At 36.7% G+C, this 16,411-nt stretch carries 17 protein-coding genes; 8 read left to right on the plus strand and 9 right to left on the minus strand.

What is annotated here, in order from left to right:
• Nucleotides 1-15 precede the first annotated feature (15 nt).
• The 6 genes from ACYQ0O_RS08445 to metX form a co-directional block, all read right to left on the minus strand.
• Nucleotides 16-813: an inositol monophosphatase family protein gene (locus tag ACYQ0O_RS08445; protein WP_459892072.1), complete on the minus strand. Its 798-nt coding sequence runs from the start codon at nt 811-813 to the stop codon at nt 16-18.
• Nucleotides 814-839: 26 nt separating this feature from the next.
• Nucleotides 840-1,871: a rod shape-determining protein gene (gene mreB / locus ACYQ0O_RS08450; RefSeq protein WP_459892075.1), complete on the minus strand. Its 1,032-nt coding sequence runs from the start codon at nt 1,869-1,871 to the stop codon at nt 840-842.
• A 2-nt stretch (nt 1,872-1,873) separates the two neighbouring features.
• Nucleotides 1,874-2,848 (minus strand): GAF domain-containing protein, encoded by a 975-nt coding sequence (locus ACYQ0O_RS08455; RefSeq protein ID WP_459892077.1) that lies wholly within the window; start codon nt 2,846-2,848, stop codon nt 1,874-1,876.
• Nucleotides 2,848-3,060 carry a DUF6485 family protein gene (locus ACYQ0O_RS08460; protein ID WP_459892079.1) on the minus strand — a complete coding sequence of 71 codons (213 nt, stop codon included), beginning with the start codon at nt 3,058-3,060 and terminating at the stop codon, nt 2,848-2,850. Before ACYQ0O_RS08460 ends, ACYQ0O_RS08455 begins: the two co-directional genes overlap by 1 nt.
• A gap of 115 nt (nt 3,061-3,175) precedes the next feature.
• The gene (metW, locus tag ACYQ0O_RS08465; RefSeq protein WP_459892081.1) at nt 3,176-3,775 is read right to left on the minus strand and encodes a methionine biosynthesis protein MetW; all 600 of its coding nucleotides are present in this window, start codon (nt 3,773-3,775) and stop codon (nt 3,176-3,178) included.
• A gap of 118 nt (nt 3,776-3,893) precedes the next feature.
• Nucleotides 3,894-5,060, minus strand: a complete 1,167-nt coding sequence (gene metX, locus ACYQ0O_RS08470; protein WP_459892083.1) for a homoserine O-acetyltransferase MetX — start codon at nt 5,058-5,060, stop codon at nt 3,894-3,896.
• Between the two features lie 149 nt (nt 5,061-5,209).
• Here metX and nadA point away from each other — a divergent pair, with 149 nt between their 5' ends.
• The 8 genes from nadA (at nt 5,210) to ACYQ0O_RS08510 (ending at nt 12,499) form a co-directional block, all read left to right on the plus strand.
• On the plus strand, nt 5,210-6,205 hold the full coding sequence (nadA, locus tag ACYQ0O_RS08475; RefSeq protein WP_459892085.1) for a quinolinate synthase NadA: 996 nt from the start codon (nt 5,210-5,212) through the stop codon (nt 6,203-6,205).
• 103 nt (nt 6,206-6,308) lie between these two features.
• Nucleotides 6,309-6,698 (plus strand): acidic tetraheme cytochrome c3 TmcA, encoded by a 390-nt coding sequence (gene tmcA / locus ACYQ0O_RS08480; protein ID WP_459892087.1) that lies wholly within the window; start codon nt 6,309-6,311, stop codon nt 6,696-6,698.
• Nucleotides 6,685-7,542 (plus strand): zinc dependent phospholipase C family protein, encoded by an 858-nt coding sequence (locus ACYQ0O_RS08485; protein ID WP_459892089.1) that lies wholly within the window; start codon nt 6,685-6,687, stop codon nt 7,540-7,542. The genes tmcA and ACYQ0O_RS08485 overlap by 14 nt, the downstream gene beginning before the upstream one ends.
• Nucleotides 7,543-7,563: 21 nt before the next feature.
• On the plus strand, nt 7,564-8,481 hold the full coding sequence (locus ACYQ0O_RS08490) for a methylenetetrahydrofolate reductase (protein ID WP_459892091.1): 918 nt from the start codon (nt 7,564-7,566) through the stop codon (nt 8,479-8,481).
• Nucleotides 8,482-8,587: 106 nt separating this feature from the next.
• Nucleotides 8,588-9,805 carry an aspartate aminotransferase family protein gene (locus ACYQ0O_RS08495; protein ID WP_459892093.1) on the plus strand — a complete coding sequence of 406 codons (1,218 nt, stop codon included), beginning with the start codon at nt 8,588-8,590 and terminating at the stop codon, nt 9,803-9,805.
• Between the two features lie 94 nt (nt 9,806-9,899).
• Nucleotides 9,900-10,763, plus strand: a complete 864-nt coding sequence (locus ACYQ0O_RS08500; protein WP_459892095.1) for a 50S ribosomal protein L11 methyltransferase — start codon at nt 9,900-9,902, stop codon at nt 10,761-10,763.
• Between the two features lie 3 nt (nt 10,764-10,766).
• The gene (locus tag ACYQ0O_RS08505; protein WP_459892097.1) at nt 10,767-11,420 is read left to right on the plus strand and encodes an endonuclease III domain-containing protein; all 654 of its coding nucleotides are present in this window, start codon (nt 10,767-10,769) and stop codon (nt 11,418-11,420) included.
• 2 nt (nt 11,421-11,422) lie between these two features.
• Nucleotides 11,423-12,499, plus strand: coding sequence for a murein hydrolase activator EnvC family protein (locus ACYQ0O_RS08510; RefSeq protein WP_459892099.1), 1,077 nt, complete (start codon nt 11,423-11,425; stop codon nt 12,497-12,499).
• Here ACYQ0O_RS08510 and ACYQ0O_RS08515 read toward each other — a convergent pair.
• The 3 genes from ACYQ0O_RS08515 to ACYQ0O_RS08525 are packed head-to-tail and all read right to left on the minus strand — an operon-like array spanning nt 12,496 to nt 16,401.
• Nucleotides 12,496-13,266 (minus strand): hypothetical protein, encoded by a 771-nt coding sequence (locus ACYQ0O_RS08515; protein WP_459892101.1) that lies wholly within the window; start codon nt 13,264-13,266, stop codon nt 12,496-12,498. The genes ACYQ0O_RS08510 and ACYQ0O_RS08515 overlap by 4 nt on opposite strands.
• Complete coding sequence (locus ACYQ0O_RS08520; protein ID WP_459892103.1) at nt 13,266-15,422, minus strand: YjbH domain-containing protein; 2,157 nt, start codon at nt 15,420-15,422, stop codon at nt 13,266-13,268. The genes ACYQ0O_RS08515 and ACYQ0O_RS08520 overlap by 1 nt, the downstream gene beginning before the upstream one ends.
• Nucleotides 15,388-16,401 (minus strand): Wzz/FepE/Etk N-terminal domain-containing protein, encoded by a 1,014-nt coding sequence (locus ACYQ0O_RS08525; RefSeq protein WP_459892105.1) that lies wholly within the window; start codon nt 16,399-16,401, stop codon nt 15,388-15,390. The genes ACYQ0O_RS08520 and ACYQ0O_RS08525 overlap by 35 nt, the downstream gene beginning before the upstream one ends.
• Between the last annotated feature and the right edge of the window lie 10 nt (nt 16,402-16,411).

Consider the following 16,411-nt stretch of genomic DNA (forward strand, 5'->3'; position numbering starts at 1 on the left):
TTAAGATTTATTTAGTTATAATCTTTTCCCAGAAAGAATCAACTTGGAAAGATCAAAGTGGATGTTTTTGTTGGTTGCAAGTATATTGGGGGAATAGAGTGACAATGGATTGGTATTATAATCTGTGACCATACCTCCTGCCTCCCTCACCATAAGCCAACCAGCTGCAATATCCCATGGTTTTAGTCCCTGTTCAAAAAAACCTTCAAATCTCCCACAGGCAACATAAGCAAGATCAATTGCAGCAGCACCCATTCTCCTGAGTCCCTGACAGGAAAGCAGCACTGATTTAATAGGTGGGATCACCTGTTCTATTTTGTCCTTTATATCGTATGGAAATCCTGTTGCAATAAGAGAATTTTTTAAATCCTTTTGTTTAGAGACTCTTATCTTTTTCCCGTTTAAATAAGCACCTTTGCCCTTACATGCTGAAAAGACCTCATCAATTATTGGTAAATTTATGACCCCTAAAACCACCTCTCCTTCATACCACAAGGCAACTGAGGTGGCCACCATTGGCAGTGAATGGGCAAAATTGGTGGTGCCATCTAAGGGATCAACTATCCAGATAGGCCATTCCCCTACCTTAGTTGATGAATCAGACTCCTCTGCCAAAAAATTTGTATCCACTAATAATTTGAGCTCCCTCTTAAGCTCATTTTCAACAGCCACATCTATTTCTGTGACAAGGTCTATCTCCCCCTTATGCTGAATATTGAGCTTTTTACCAATTGAGTTTTTTATGAGTTCTCCTGCCCCTTTAACCACTTCAACTGTTTTTTGTAAAAGGCACTCAAGGTCTTTTATATCCATAATTCGTAATCTTTATCCATTTTTATTTAGTTAATAAAGACTTGAGAGTATGTTTTCTCATTTTCCATGGCTATCCCAGTCCCCCTAACAACAGTAGTCAAGGGATCGTCGTCCACCACAACATTTATATTGGCCCTCTCCATTATTAATCTATCAAGTCCCTTTAAAAGGGCACCTCCTCCTGCAAGCAAAATCCCATTCTGGGCAACGTCTGCAACAAGTTGTGGAGATGTCTTCTCAAGTGCCCTTATAACTGAATCTACAATTATATCAACTGGTTCTTTAATACACCTAAAAACCTCTTCCTCTGTCAACTCTATCATAGATGGAGCCCCATTCATGATATTCTTGCCCGTTATCTTCATCACCTTCGTCTCTTCACCTGGCACATAGTAAGCACAGCCTAACTTTATCTTGATCTGTTCGGCTAAATTCTCGCCAATTAACACCTTATATTCTTCTTTTAAGTACCTCTGGATGGCTTCATTTAGTTCATCTCCAGCCACCCGAACAGATTCTGCATATGCCACAGCAGATAAAGATATTACTGCAACTTCTGTTGTTCCTCCCCCAATATCCACCACCATATTCCCAACAGGTTTTTCAATTGGGAGCTGGGCACCTATTGCTGCTGCCATGGGCTCTTCAATTAGCTTTACCTCCCTGGCACCAGCCTGCTGGGCAGACTCTATAACTGCACGCATCTCCACCTGGGTAATTCCCGTGGGTACACAGATGACCATTTTGGGTTTCACCAGTTGCAGCCCCTTAATGACCTTTTTTATAAAATAGGAAATCATTATTTTGGTTACTTCAAAATCTGCAATAACCCCATCTTTTAAAGGCCTAACCGCCCTTATCTTTTCTGGGGTCCTTCCCAAAAATTCCTTTGCCTCTGTTCCAACTGCTAACACCTTAGCTGTCCTTGCATCCAATGCCACTACTGACGGCTCGTTAAGTACAATTCCGTCCCTTCCTGTATACAAAAGGGTATTGGCTGTTCCAAGGTCCATGGCCAGATCTTTGCCAAAAAAATTGAGAATCTTTTTTAAAAACATTTCTACCTTCCCTTTTTCCTGTTCCTCAATTTATTTTTCAAGTACAAATTCTCTAGAAACAGTGACAAATGATCAATTAGAAGTTGAAAAAATTCTGACATGGAATTTGTAATTATTTTTTTATCCTTATCTAAAAATACCAGGACTCCTCTGGTCTTAAAATTTACTATTATGGGCAAACAAACAATGGTCTTCACCCTCTCTTTTATAGAAGGAATTCCCAAAAGGGAACCAATGGGTCTTGGGTCTTCATCATCACTCAAAACAATGGCCTTATGATTTTTGAACACCCATCCAATGAGCCCACTATTTATGCTGAACTTCTCACCTTTAAACCTTTCCAGACCAACTATTATATCACTGACTTTTTCAAGATAATAGCCAGTCCCCCGCTCGTCCCTGGAGGCAAACAAAGAGTGCATAAATCCTGTATATAGACATAATATCTTAAGCAAGTTGTCTAAATATTCATTCCACTTTGGATATTTTTGTTTTAATCCACAAATCAATTTTAGGCCATTATAAAAATTCTCCGTCTCCCAGGAAGAACTCAATTTATCCCTCACTTCTATAAATTCAGAGGCAAGACCAGCAAATTGTCTTAAAATCTTTTGGTCCTTTGGTGTGAAGGTATAGGTCTTTTTGCTGTCAACACATAAAACTCCCCTACTGTTTTTAAGGGGCACGCCCATAAAGGACTTTACATTTTCTTCCTCTCCCTTTAAATAATAACAAAGCCTCCTCTTTTCCCTGGAAAAATCATTTATAACTAAGGTTTTCTTGTTTTTTAAGATCCAGCCCACTAGCCCCTTTCCCTGGACTACTACAGATGTTTTGTCCACATTATCTCCAAGACTAAAATATGAAGCCATTCTATATTTTGGACCCACATCTTTTAGATACAAAACACTACTATACCCATTAAATACACTACTTACACATTGAAGCAGGTGGTCATAAAAAGAGGAATTTTTCATTACCTCTTAAACCTTCTCTGAAAATAAAACTCTATGCTCCTGTTATAGGTTTTTTCCTCTTCTTCAGTGAAATAACAGGCAGGCAACTCACCTCTAAGCCTATGGTATCTAATACATTCACAGCATATTCCATGTCTTGAGCAAGATGGATAGGTACATGGGCAATACTCAGAATTTAGCTTATATCTGGGACACTTTTCCTTTTTTTCCATTTTAGTCTCCTTTTCCATCACTTTGGTTAAAGTCAAAATTTAGGCAGGAACCTCTGGTTGGATACGTCCTAAAATTTTTAAGAGATTAAATATGCAAGGTCAAGGTGAAAGTGCTCTACTTTTTTGTAAGCATAAATATTCCATAAATTGCAAAAAAATTTGGGAAAAACCTAACTACCTTACCGTATTCTTCGTGGTGATATGTGCTTATATTTTTCTCCTTTTCAATCTTAAAGCCAAATATTCCACAAAATCTCTTAAAATCTGTTATACTTATCCTCCTGATATTTGGGGTATCAAACCACTCATAGGGGAGCTCCCTGGAGATTGGAGCCCTTCCCTTTAAAAAGAAATAAATCCTATTTTTATAATGACTGTAATTTGGAAAACTCACAATCCCCTTTTTCCCCACCCTTAGCATCTCTGAAATCAACCAAGCTGGACGGTTCACCTGTTGCAAGGTCTGGGACAATATTACATAATCAAAGGTATTATCTGCATAATCTAATATCTCTTCATTTATATCTCCCTGTATCACATTGACTCCCTTTAAGATTCCCTGGGTCACCTTTTCTTCGTCTATCTCAATTCCTGTACCCTCTACATTTTTCTGTTGAATCAAATATTGAAGCAAGACACCACTTCCACACCCAAGGTCAAGCACCTTGCTAGAGGGATTAATCCATTCTGCTATGGTCTTTAAGTCAAATCTCATTATTAATATCCCGATAAAGTTCAATGTTCAACGTTCAAGCACCAGTGTTGAACACGTAGGGCTAGCAACTTATAAAATTATTTAACTTTGAATATCATTTCAGTCATAGTAACCAATTTTACTTAGAATAAAGTTTTTCCAAAAATGCCTTAACTAGGCTTGATAGTTTTGGATTTGGAACCAAAAAGGAATCATGTCCATAGTCTATTTGGATCTCGCAAAAATTTACCTCTAATCCATTTTTTTTCATGGCCTTTACCATCTCCTTTGACTGATAAGTGGGATAGAGCCAATCAGAACTAAATGAAACAACCAAAAACTTTGCCCTTGCCTTTGACATGGCCAATGCAAGTGAGCCTTTGCCATGGGTCTCTGCAAGATTAAAATAATCTGTTGCACGGGTTAGATACAAAAAAGAATTTGCATCAAATCTACTTACAAATTTTTCACCTTGATACCTGAGATAATTAGATACTTGAAAATCTGTCTCAAATACACCTGAGCTGAACCCTCTCTGGGTTGAGGGGTTAATCCCTTTTTGAATATTTCTGTCAAACTTACGCCTAAGTGCCACGTCAGACAAATAAGTAACATGTCCAATCATTCTGGCCACCGCCTGTCCATGTACAGGAGGAACAGAAGAATAGTAGTCTCCATTATTCCAATTGGGATCGCTCATAATGGCCTGCCTGGCCACTTCATTAAATGCTATTGCCATTGCTGAATGTTTTGCAGTTGTGGCAATTAAAATTGCGCCCTCCACCATCTCTGGGTATCTAACGCTCCACTCAAGGGCCTGCATACCCCCCATGGAACCACCTATTACAGCTAGAACTTTCTCTATTCCCAGGTGTTCAAGTAGCCTTTTTTGCGCCCTCACCATATCCCCTATACACAACAATGGGAACCTTACCCCATAGGGCTTATTAGTCCGTGGATCAATGGAACTTGGACCAGTGGAGCCCATACAGCCTCCAATAACATTGGAACACACCACAAAAAATTTATTTGTATCAATTGCCTTAGATGGACCAATCATTATATCCCACCATCCAGGCCTTGCATCATCCTCTCTGTAATATCCTGCTGCATGGGAGTCACCAGTCAGGGCATGGAGAACTAACACACAGTTTGATTTGTCTTTATTTAGGTTACCATAGGTCTCATATGCAATGGTAATGGGCCCCAATTTTTGACCACTTTCAAAAATAAATTCATCCGGGGAATGTGCGAATGTGTAATAGCGTTTTTCAACAAGTCCCACAGAATTTTTATCTATATCCATAACAGTCCCAATATGTTAAAGCCAACACCCATGTTGGCTTGATTTTTCGCATATTTTGTGAGAAAGGATAGAAGTTTTCTGCACAACTAAAGGTATCAAACCACCCCTTAATATTCAAGAAATTATAAATAACACAGGGAGAGCTAACCATGACACTTTCAGATAAAATTCTCAAGATAAAAGACAAATTAAAGAATGATCTATGTATACTCGCCCACCACTATGAAAGCGATAATATTGTAACACACGCAGACTTTATTGGGGACTCGTTAGAACTGGCACGAAAAGTACCATCTCTTCAAGCCAAATACATAGTTATGTGCGGTGTATATTTTATGGCAGAATCAACAGCTATTTTGGCCAACGACTCCCAACAAATATTTATTCCTGAAAAAAACGCTGGTTGTACCTTAGCAGACCTTGCCCCAGCCAAGTTAATAGAGATCACCCTCTCCAGTTTAAACGAAAAAAGAAAAATTATCCCGATTGCATACGTAAACACATCTGCAAAGGTAAAGGCCATTTGTGGAAAATTTGGCGGAAGTGTGTGTACTTCTGCAAATTCCGTGACTATGTTAAAATGGGCATTGGAAAACAGCGATGGGGTATTATTTTTACCAGACAGGAATCTGGCCATAAACACTGCCAGGGCCATTGGAATAGGTGAAGGAGAAATATCCTATTTAGAAGGAGATCTTTTTAATAAGAAGTATAAACTCTATATTTGGCCAGGACACTGTGATGTCCACCTAAATTTCAGGAAACAACACATACAGTATTTTAGGACCAAAAACCCAGATGCCAGGATAATTGTTCACCCCGAATGTGCTCCTGAGGTGGTTGAAGGGGCTGATGAGTGGGGTTCAACCTCAAAAATCATAAAATTCGTAAGCTCACAACCAAAAGGGAGCAAAATAGCCATAGGAACAGAAATCAATTTGGTGAACCGCCTAAAAAAACAACACAAGGATAAAGAAATATATCCGTTATTTTCCACTAGCTGCAAATACATGGAAATGATAAGTGAGTCTAATTTGCTATCTCTCCTGAAAAATTTAGATACAAAAAAACAGGTGTATGTAGATGTAAAAACCAAGGAATTGGCCAGGATTGCTATTTCAAAAATGCTTGAAGTCTGCCAGTAACGTATTTGTGCAAACTAATATTAATAGCTAATTTTTTTGTACTTGTATGTTTTTATTTTTTTTGTTAAACAGGCTGACGCTTGCTTAAAAAAGGGGTGTTCATATGAGACAAAAGATATCATTAAAACTAACTATTTTAATAGCTATTTTTTTTAGCTTCAGTCTATTTTGTTTTGCCCAAGAGGATATGAAGTTTATAAAGTCCCCAGCTTTTAAATCCCATCAAAGGCCACCAGCTATATTTGAACACGACAAACACAATGAAAAGGCTGAAATTTATGACTGTTCCGTGTGTCACCATGTGTACGAAAATGGAAAACTGGTGGAGGGGGGGATGAGCGTTGGGCAACCATGCTCTGATTGCCATAAACTGAAAAAGACAAAGGAAAATAGAATACCTTTAATGGATGCCTATCACAAACAATGTATTACCTGTCACCAAAAAAGAAAAAAAGGCCCACTTGCTTGTGGTGAATGTCATGTCAAAAAATAAATTTTTCTTAATTTTCTTATTATTAGCCATTTTGTTTCCAATAAATGCATTTGCCTGGGGACCTGGTTTCCATCTGTCCCTTGGATTATATGTTTTTGACAATTTAAACTTATTGTTACCTAACGTAGCAGATACTATTATTAAATTTCCATATCATTTTCTATATGGGTGTATAAGTCCTGATGTCCTTATTGGGAAAGGGAAAAAGATATCAAAGGCCCCGTCTCATAATTGGAATACTGGATTTAAGCTATTACAATCAGAATCTATACACGTTAAATCTTATGCATTTGGCTATTTAACACACCTTGCATCTGATGTTATTGCCCATAACTATTTCATACCAAACATGTTACAACTATTTAAATTAAATAGAGGTAAAGTCTTTCACGTGTTGATAGAAGGGATAATAGATAGATCCTTAAATACTAATCCAGATATACTAAATGATCTTATGAAAAGTAATTTTAAAGAGATAGATTTATTGCTAATAAAAACAATAAAAAACAAGAAATCTACCTTTAAAATAAAAAAGATGATCTTTAAAAAAGGTGTATCCTTAAATTTCACAAAACCCTTAAACAGGTCAAATAAATTAAATGGTGGTTTAATTGAAAAAAAACTCTATGGTTCTTGGGATTATGTCCAGGATATGTTCAAATTATCTAAAAAATCAGCAATTGAAATTTTAAATAAGCAAAATATCTCAGATCTTAAAAATTATGATCCAATGGGTTTTAAAAATCTAGGACTTGCAAAAAAAAGCAATAAAATTTTCTTCAAAAATAGATATAAGGGCGTGGTGCCCTTTTTTGTTCCGTCAATGTATATTCTAAACCTTTAAAACAAAAAAGTGAGTATGGCCATGAGCAAGCTCAAAAAAATTTTAGAACAAGGTCATTTTGCGCTTACAGGGGAATTGGGACCTCCCAGGGGAGCCAATGTAGAGGTGGTCAAGAAAAAGGCTACATATTTAAAGGGAATTGTTGATGCAGTTAATATAACTGACAACCAGACAGCAGTGGTGAGGATGTCCAGCTGGGCAACATCTCTTTTGGTGTTGCAGGAAGGTCTTGAGCCTGTATACCAAATGGTTTGCAGGGATAGAAACAGGCTTGCAATGCAGGCAGATATCCTTGGAGCCTATGCCCATGGGATTAGAAATATCCTCTGTCTAACAGGAGACCATCAGCAATTTGGGGACCATCCCTTTGCAAAGGGTGTATTTGACATTGACTCAATTCAACTCATATCCACAGTAAAAAAACTAAGGGATGAAGAAAAGTTCCTCTCTGGCGCAGACATAGACGGTGCTCCCAAGGAAATGTTTATAGGGGCCGCAGCAAATCCCTTTGCAGAACCTTTAGAGTGGAGAATACACAGGCTTGCCAAGAAGGTGGAAGCAGGTGCCCAATTTATCCAAACCCAGTGTATCTATAACATGAACAGGATGAGGGAGTGGATAAAACAGGCAAATGATATGGGTCTAACTGAAAAGGTCTATATCTTGGCTGGAATAACTCCAATGAAGAGCGTGGGTATGGCAAAATATATGCAGACCAAGGTCCCTGGTATGGATGTTCCCGATGAAATAATAAAAAGGCTAAAAGGGGTACCCAAAAAGGATCAGGCCAAGGAAGGGATAAAGATAGCATGCGAGATGATTGAAGAGTTCAAAGAGATGAAGGGAATTGCTGGGGTACATCTAATGGCCATTGAGTGGGAACACAAGGTCCCAGAAATAGCTGAGATGGCAAAACTACTTCCCAGACCAGAAGTTTAAAAGAAAAATCAACTTTGTTTTATGCAGGAGGCAAGACAAATTGGTCTTGACCTCCTGTTTTTATTTTATTCAAATAAGGTCCATTAACATATAAGGAGCATACACAATGGATCATGCAACAATTAAACATAGAGAAAAAAAATTTCTGTTTAATACTTATGGACGGTATCCTATTTCAATAAAGGAGGGAAGGGGTACAAAGCTATATGACTTTGAGGGAAGAGAGTACACCGACCTTCTTTCTGGAATAGCAGTGTGTAATTTGGGACACGCTCATCCTGAAATTGCTCAGACAATAGCAGACCAGGCAAAAAAACTGGTCCATGTTAGCAATCTCTTCTATACAAAGGAGCAAATAGATCTAGCTGAGACACTTATCAATACAACAGGTCATCTATCACGGGTGTTTTTCTGTAACTCGGGAGCAGAAGCAAATGAGGCAGCAATAAAACTGGCTAGAAGATACTTTAACAAAATTAAAAATCTAGATAGATATGAAATTATAACCTTACATGGATCATTTCATGGAAGGACATATGCCACCATGAGTGCCACAGGCCAAGACAAAATAAAGGACGGATTTTCGCCTCTTTTACCAGGATTTTTACACGCAAGGCCAAATGACTTAATGGATATTGAATCAAAGATCAGTGATAAAACTGCGGCAATTATGATTGAAGTGATACAAGGAGAAGGAGGGGTAAAACCCCTTGATATAGATTTTGTTAAGGGAATAGAAGACATTTGCCAAAAAAAAGGTCTTCTGTTTATTATTGATGAGATACAAACTGGTATTGGTAGGACAGGGAAGATGTGGGGATTTGAGCACTATGATGTAAGGCCCCATATTATCACATGTGCCAAGGCACTTGCCAATGGACTTCCAATAGGCGCTATGATGGCCACAGAGGAAGTGGCAAAGGCATTTGTCCCAGGGACCCATGCCACTACCTTTGGAGGTGGTCCCCTTGTATGTAGGGCCGCCTTAAAGGTCCTTGAGATAATTTCCAGAGACAATTTAATTGACAAAGCACGAGACCTTGGAGATTTTACCCTATCTAGGTTTAAAAAACTTAAAGAAAGATATTCCAATTTAGTTGGGGAAGTAAGGGGAAAGGGACTTATGCTGGGCATTGAATTGACAGGACAAGTGGATGCAAAAAGGGTCTTTGACTCAATTATTCATGGGGGCTTTATTGTAAATCTCACCCAGGGAAACACCTTGCGGCTTTTGCCACCACTTATTACACAAGAATTTGAACTAAAAGCATTTGTTGAACTTTTGGATAGAATCTTGGCATCAAATATCAAAACTAAGTCCTAAAGGATGCGTAGAGGATTCTGTTCTGATAATAGAGACAGGGATAGTTGTTTAGTTCTCAATATTAGGGCTTAATACCTGGCATTCAAAAAAATCTATGAAAAAAATATATTCAGTACTACAAATTAAAAGTAATAATCAGATAATGGAGGAAGTTGAATTATTTTTGGCTGAAAATATATCGTGGGGATGGGAAGAAGAAAAAAACTTAATCAAAATATATTTTAACTCCCCTGAAAGGGCAAAAAAATTTGCAGAGAGAATAAAAAAATATTTTCCTATAGGTGATGTAAATATCACAAAATATATTGACCAGGATTGGTCAAAGGAGTGGAAAAAATACTTCAGGCCAATGGAGGTTGAAGATTTTAAAATTATTCCATCTTGGGAAAAAGGGAAAATTGGTGTTAAAAAAGACCAAATTCCAATCTACATATATCCTGAAATGGCCTTTGGTACAGGCCACCATCCCACAACAAAGCTGTGTATTAAGTCTCTTTATACCTTGCATAAAAATGGAGTCATCAAAAATGAAGATGTGTTCCTGGATGTTGGCACGGGCTCTGGGATCCTCTCAATAGCTGCCTCCTTACTTGGCTTACACGGTGTTTCCCTTGATATAGACCCAATTGTTCTTGAAAACTTCAAAAAAAATTTTGCGTTAAATGGGCTGTCTCTTCCATTATTTTTCATTGGCACCATAGCCAGTATAAAAGACACAAAAAAATTTAACTTGATTATGGCAAATATCCTCCTTGAACCCATCTTAGAGCTAAAAAAAAATTTTTTAGCTCTCCTCAAATCAAATGGATACATAATAATATCAGGCATATTAAATGAACAAGAAAATCCAGTTATTGACTCATACAAAGCCCAGTTAGACTCTAATGGTTCAATATTAGAGGTTGTGGATATTATGAGAGAAGGCGAATGGTCATCAATTATATTTAGGAAGGAATAGATCATGGTAAAGGGCTATAATGTTATCTTAACCAAGATGTACAATAAAATGTATGAGGAACTGGGGCCAAGCTATTGGTGGCCAGGGGACACTGTTTTTGAAATCTGCGTTGGGGCAATACTGACCCAAAATACTAACTGGAATAATGTGGAAAAGGCAATATTTAATCTCAAATCAAATAACTTACTAACCCCCAAAAAACTATTTTTCCTAGACAATGATGAACTAGCTAACTTTATTAGACCTGCTGGATATTTCAGGATAAAAACAACTAGACTCAAGAACTTCCTTTTATTTTTGAAGCAAGAGGTAAATTTTGAAATTGAAAGATTAAAAGGTTATTCCTTATATGATCTTAGAAATAAACTCTTACGAGTAAAAGGCATAGGTCCAGAGACAGCAGACTCAATGTTATTATATGCATTTGAAAAGGAAATTTTTGTGGTTGATGCATACACCCACAGGATATTTAATAGACATTCACTAATTGGAGATGAAGTATCGTATGAAGCGTTGCAGGAATTTTGTATGAATAACATACCCAAAGATATTCAAATATATAAAGAATTCCATGCCCTTTTGGTTAGAATAGGGAAAAAATGGTGTAAAAAGAAAAAGAGTAACTGTCATGGATGTCCCTTATATGGATTAAATTAGATATGAAAAGGAAAATTGTCCTGCCTTTTATATTTTTCTTTATCATATTTGCTCCACAAAGATCCCTTGGTGTTAACAACATCTACAAAAAACAATTGAGCAAAAAAAAATCAGAGTTAAGTAATAAGCAAAAGGAATTAAAGGCATTAAAATCAAAAGAAAAGAAAATTTATAAAAATATATTGAATTTAGAAAAAAATATAGAAAAAATTAAAATAGCAATAGAAAATAATAATAAACAACTAAAATCCCTTCAAGAAAAAGAAATAAATTTTAAAAAAGATATTGCAGACATCCAAAAGAATATTAGAGAAAAATCTAAATACTTAAGTAAAATCTTAAACCTTTTGTGGGATACCTACTTAAAAAAATACTATTTGTCTAGTCCCCTAGATTTTAAAGATATACAGCTAAAATACATATGGCTAGAAGACATATATAAAAATTACAACAAGAGATTAGCAGAAATTAGAGAAAAACAAAAGCTACTGAACATTCAGAAGAAAAAACTTGAAATTTTAAAAGAGCAAATAAAATTAAAAACTGAAAAAATCCAAGCCCAAAAGGATGAACTATTAAAAGAAAAAATGGTGCTCTTTTCCAGATTACAAAATATAAGGGCCCAGTCCATAAAAAAAGAAAAACAACTGGAAGAGATAATTGATACAGTTGAAAGGCTAAAATATAATCTAAAAATACTCAAGACAAAAAAATTTCAAGAAGCAAAGGGATTTCTCCCCTGGCCTGTTAAACCGAGTAAGTTCAAACGAGTTAAAAAGGGTATAGTGATATTTGCCCCCCAAGGAACCAAAGTAATATCTTGTTTTTTTGGGAAGGTAGTGTTCCAGGACAAGCTAAGGGGCTTTGGAAATGTTGTAATAATCTATCATGGTGATGGCTATTACACCTTATATGCCTTTTTATCAAAGGTATTTGTAAACATGGGACAGATAGTTGAAAGGTCTGAGACAATTGGAGAGGTGGGGTTTTCCCCATTTGTCAAGACATATGGACTTTATCTTGAAATCAGAAAGGGGAAAAGACCCATTGATCCAGAAAAATGGCTGAGGAGAACTTAAGACTTTTTAGATTCTACTTTCTTAAAATTTAAATTTATCCACTTAAGATAATGGGTTAAAAAAGATTTTATTTCCTCTATTTGGCCCTTAGAATACCCCAGCCCTGGTATTACAGCATCTGGAGGAGATAGGGTAGATGAGATGACAAAAATAATCCTTTTATGTTTTGATACATAATAAAACCCGCCTATACACTTGACCCACGCATTTTGAAATTTACCAAAATATAGTGTCCAGGTGAGGGGATTTTTCTTATGGAAAAATCGATCATATACAAAATAGTTATCCCCCACCTCATATGGAACCTTTTTGAACTTTGAACTCATGTTTTCTTGAAATATCAAGTTAATAAACACCCCTTTCTCATTTTTTAAAAAAAATGAATGGATAATTGATGGACCAAATATCTTTTTTTGGTTTGATATTACCTTAAATCCAAAAGGGATATACAGATTCAGCCCAAACCCATTTATCTTTTTTCCATGCACACTGGCTAAATCAACTGCCTTTTTTCTATTTTGCTCATCTGCAAGGGGGATATTTGTCCATCCCTTTTGATAAAGACACCTTTTATACGCAAGTATAAATGTCTCTAAGTCTTCTTTTTTTCCGCCAACAGTTGCATCCTTGGCAAGTAGGTGGGCAATTGATAGACACTCTCTTTCATCCCTATTAAAGTCCCATTGACTTGCTCCAGGTTTATACCACCTGGTCTTTCCACAACCAGTTAATATTAATATTAAAATTAAAACAACTATTTTTTTCATCACTGTGTCTTTAACTCATCTAAATGGCGTTTTATATAATCAGGGGTGTGCCAGGGATTTAGGGGATATAGATACCTTGGTTGTTCTACTGTCTGTCCCTGATCCCTGGTAAAGCTGGTTATTCCATAGGTAAGCCAACCCCTTTTCTCTTTATTGGAAAATACCGCAAATGGAATGGAAATATACACTCCCTTTTCTTCAGCATTTCTATTTTTTTTAGATTTGAACACAGAGGTATCTGTCTTTGTATACCACGCCCCCACTGTGAAATATTTAAACGACCTCCTTAGAATAAACTTAATGCCCTTATCACCAGCTAAAAATCTACCTATCTTAAAGCCACCCTCCAATCCCTGGGATGGCCACAACTGAAAATATGTATTCAAAAATGCAGTATAAAAGGTGGGACTATCTTTTTTTATGCTAAAATTATTGTCAATATCTCTTTTTTTGACCACTTCTGATTCAAAGCCAAAACCCATTTTTCCTTGTCTAAAAAAACGAAACCCCTCAATACCTATACCTGCATATCCATATTCAAAATATCCCACTGCACCTCTAACTAAAAAAGAATAGGGCAATTCCACGATCTGGTCCATTGCCAGTTGAGTTAGTCTAGGTTTTGAATTCTTCTCATATAAGACCATATCTGTTCTAGTTGGTTCAGGCTCTAAGGGAGGATATATGAGTTCATCATACTGGTTGAAAAGTGTTACTTCCAGTTCGCTCTTAATAAGGGTTGTATCAGTTGGGTACAAGTTTAAGGAGGTCCTTAATATCCCTTTGTGTTTAAAAAAACCTGCCCTGTTGTTTAAAAATGTATAGATCTTAGGCTCAATTTTTATTGACCACCATTTCTCTTTAGGTGAAACAAAGCTTGATACGTTTTTGTCTTTTAAAAATTCATTTAAGTTCTTGCCTTTATATAGATCTACGTCCGAATAGTTCAGAAAATTTTTTTTATCCACTTTACTCTGTAAAAAGGCCTGGATATTCTCCCTAGTTGTCTTAATACTAACCAATATCTGTGTATGTTCTTTTAAATTAATGTACAAATTCTTTATCCTTGGAGGACACAAGATATCTATTACTTCAAATACACGCCTAATGGCCCTGAGATTGGATATATACTTTGAATTTGCTGCTTCTATCCAAACAGAACTATCCCCAACAGCTACTCTAACCTCAATAAATCCATCCTTTTCTAATTCTGATGCTAAGATCTTTGCAAGATCTTCATTAGTAGCAAAATATGATTTGTATCTTAATTTTTCATACGGCCTGTAGTTTGGTTCTTTTTTCCACCCCAAAAACCCCTCAGGATTAAGAGGAAGATCAACATTTATCCCAAGTGCGCCCCAACTTCCTCTCATGTAGGCCAGCTTTGCATAAATAGATGAGCCAATTCTGTATTTTATCCCAAAATTTAAAGGAATTTTGCTGTTGTCTCTTTTTACTCCAGTTTTTTTTATATCCCTATAACCAAACATATTATCATAATCTATGCTTGAATATTCTGCGGTAAACGTTAGATTTGGAGTTGCGTGATATTCAACCCCACCAAATGGTTTGGTTTTTCTAAAAGGTGAAGATAAGAGAAAGGAAAGGGCCGTATCCCTCCCCCACTCTGAGTTCCCGTTTGGTTTTACAAAAAATTCCCCTGCAAGTACCCCCTGTCCAAGCCCAAAGGTTACATCCAAATTTTTAATCATCTTGGAAAAAACGATATATCTTTGGGCAAACAGGGCTGTTCCTGTTGCATCAAAAGCGCCTATTGCAACTTGTGGGAAAAAATCCTTTTCCCTTAAAAGGACTAACCTTGCCCCAGCAGATCTATCTTTATAATGGCCATAGCCATAACCTTTAAAGGCATCTATGGTGCTTATCTCTGTGAATTGTCCGTGAAATTCTATTCTGTCAAAAAATCCAATTGCTCCACCGTAGTAAGAATAGGGAGAACTGTGGCCATAATTAAATCTAATATGCCAGTCAGGGATAATACGGGCATTTGGCATCTGCAAAAGCCCTGTATAGCATTCAAGGGAACCTAAGGGCTCCTCATAATTGAAACCCATACCAAAGGAAGGAATGAGCAATATGACAATGAGACAAAAAACAACCTTACTGGGCATTCTCAAACTTTCTAAGCCTGGCATTGGATAAAAATTCCAGGAAAAAGACAAGAAAGATGGACAAAAATAAGCTTGTTACTATTGTTACCGCACATATTAGCGTCCTCTTGGGCTTATATTTCTTTTCTGGGATATAGGGAGGATCTAACACTTTAAAATTTATCACCTCTTTTGCCTCAGCAATCTTTGCCAGCTCATATTGTTTTCTAAGCTCAGTATAAACAGTTTGAGCTGCAAGCCTTTCCCTTGTAATCTCTGCTAAAGTTAGTTTTTTAGTGGGAATCTGCTTTTCCCAATATTCCAGTTCCTTTTTTGCCTTTGCAAGTTGTTTTTCTACAAATAGCCTCTCTCTTTTGGCATCTGTTTCATATTCTTCATTTAAATAGTGTGTTAGTTCATCTATTACCCTCTGTAGCATAAGCGCAGCAAACTTTGGATCCTTACTCTCCCAGCTGATTGTTATAAGACCTGTTTTTTTGTCCTGTGAAACCTCATATATATCGTCCAATTTTTTTTCCTGTATGGCCAAAACAGGAGTTGGGATATCTTCTTCATCATCAACATCCCAAGTTTGCTTTTCCTCGTCCCACAGATTATCATATAATATAGGGAGTAAATTATATTTTTTAATTAACCTCAGTTTTAAATTATCGCTCTTTAGAAATGAAACAATTAAGGTTGATTTATCTTCACTGCCAGTTATTCCACTTAAATTAATTGGTATAGGCAAAGAGCTCACAAGACTACTTAAACCACTGCCACTTCCAGAAGACGCAGGGATTAGTACTGCCTGGGATCTGTAAATAACAGGCAGGACAAATAAAGTTATAATAACTGCCAAAAGGGTTGCACCAAAGGTAATAGCCCCAATTAACTTTCTTCTTTTCCATATTGTGTCCCACAACTCCAATAGGTCTATTTCATCCTCTTCCCACTCGGGAGGATTTACTACAACTGGGTATGCATATCTCTTATCTATATTTTGATCATGGCTATTTTCCATATATCTTATC

Source organism: Desulfothermus okinawensis JCM 13304 (assembly GCF_054654515.1).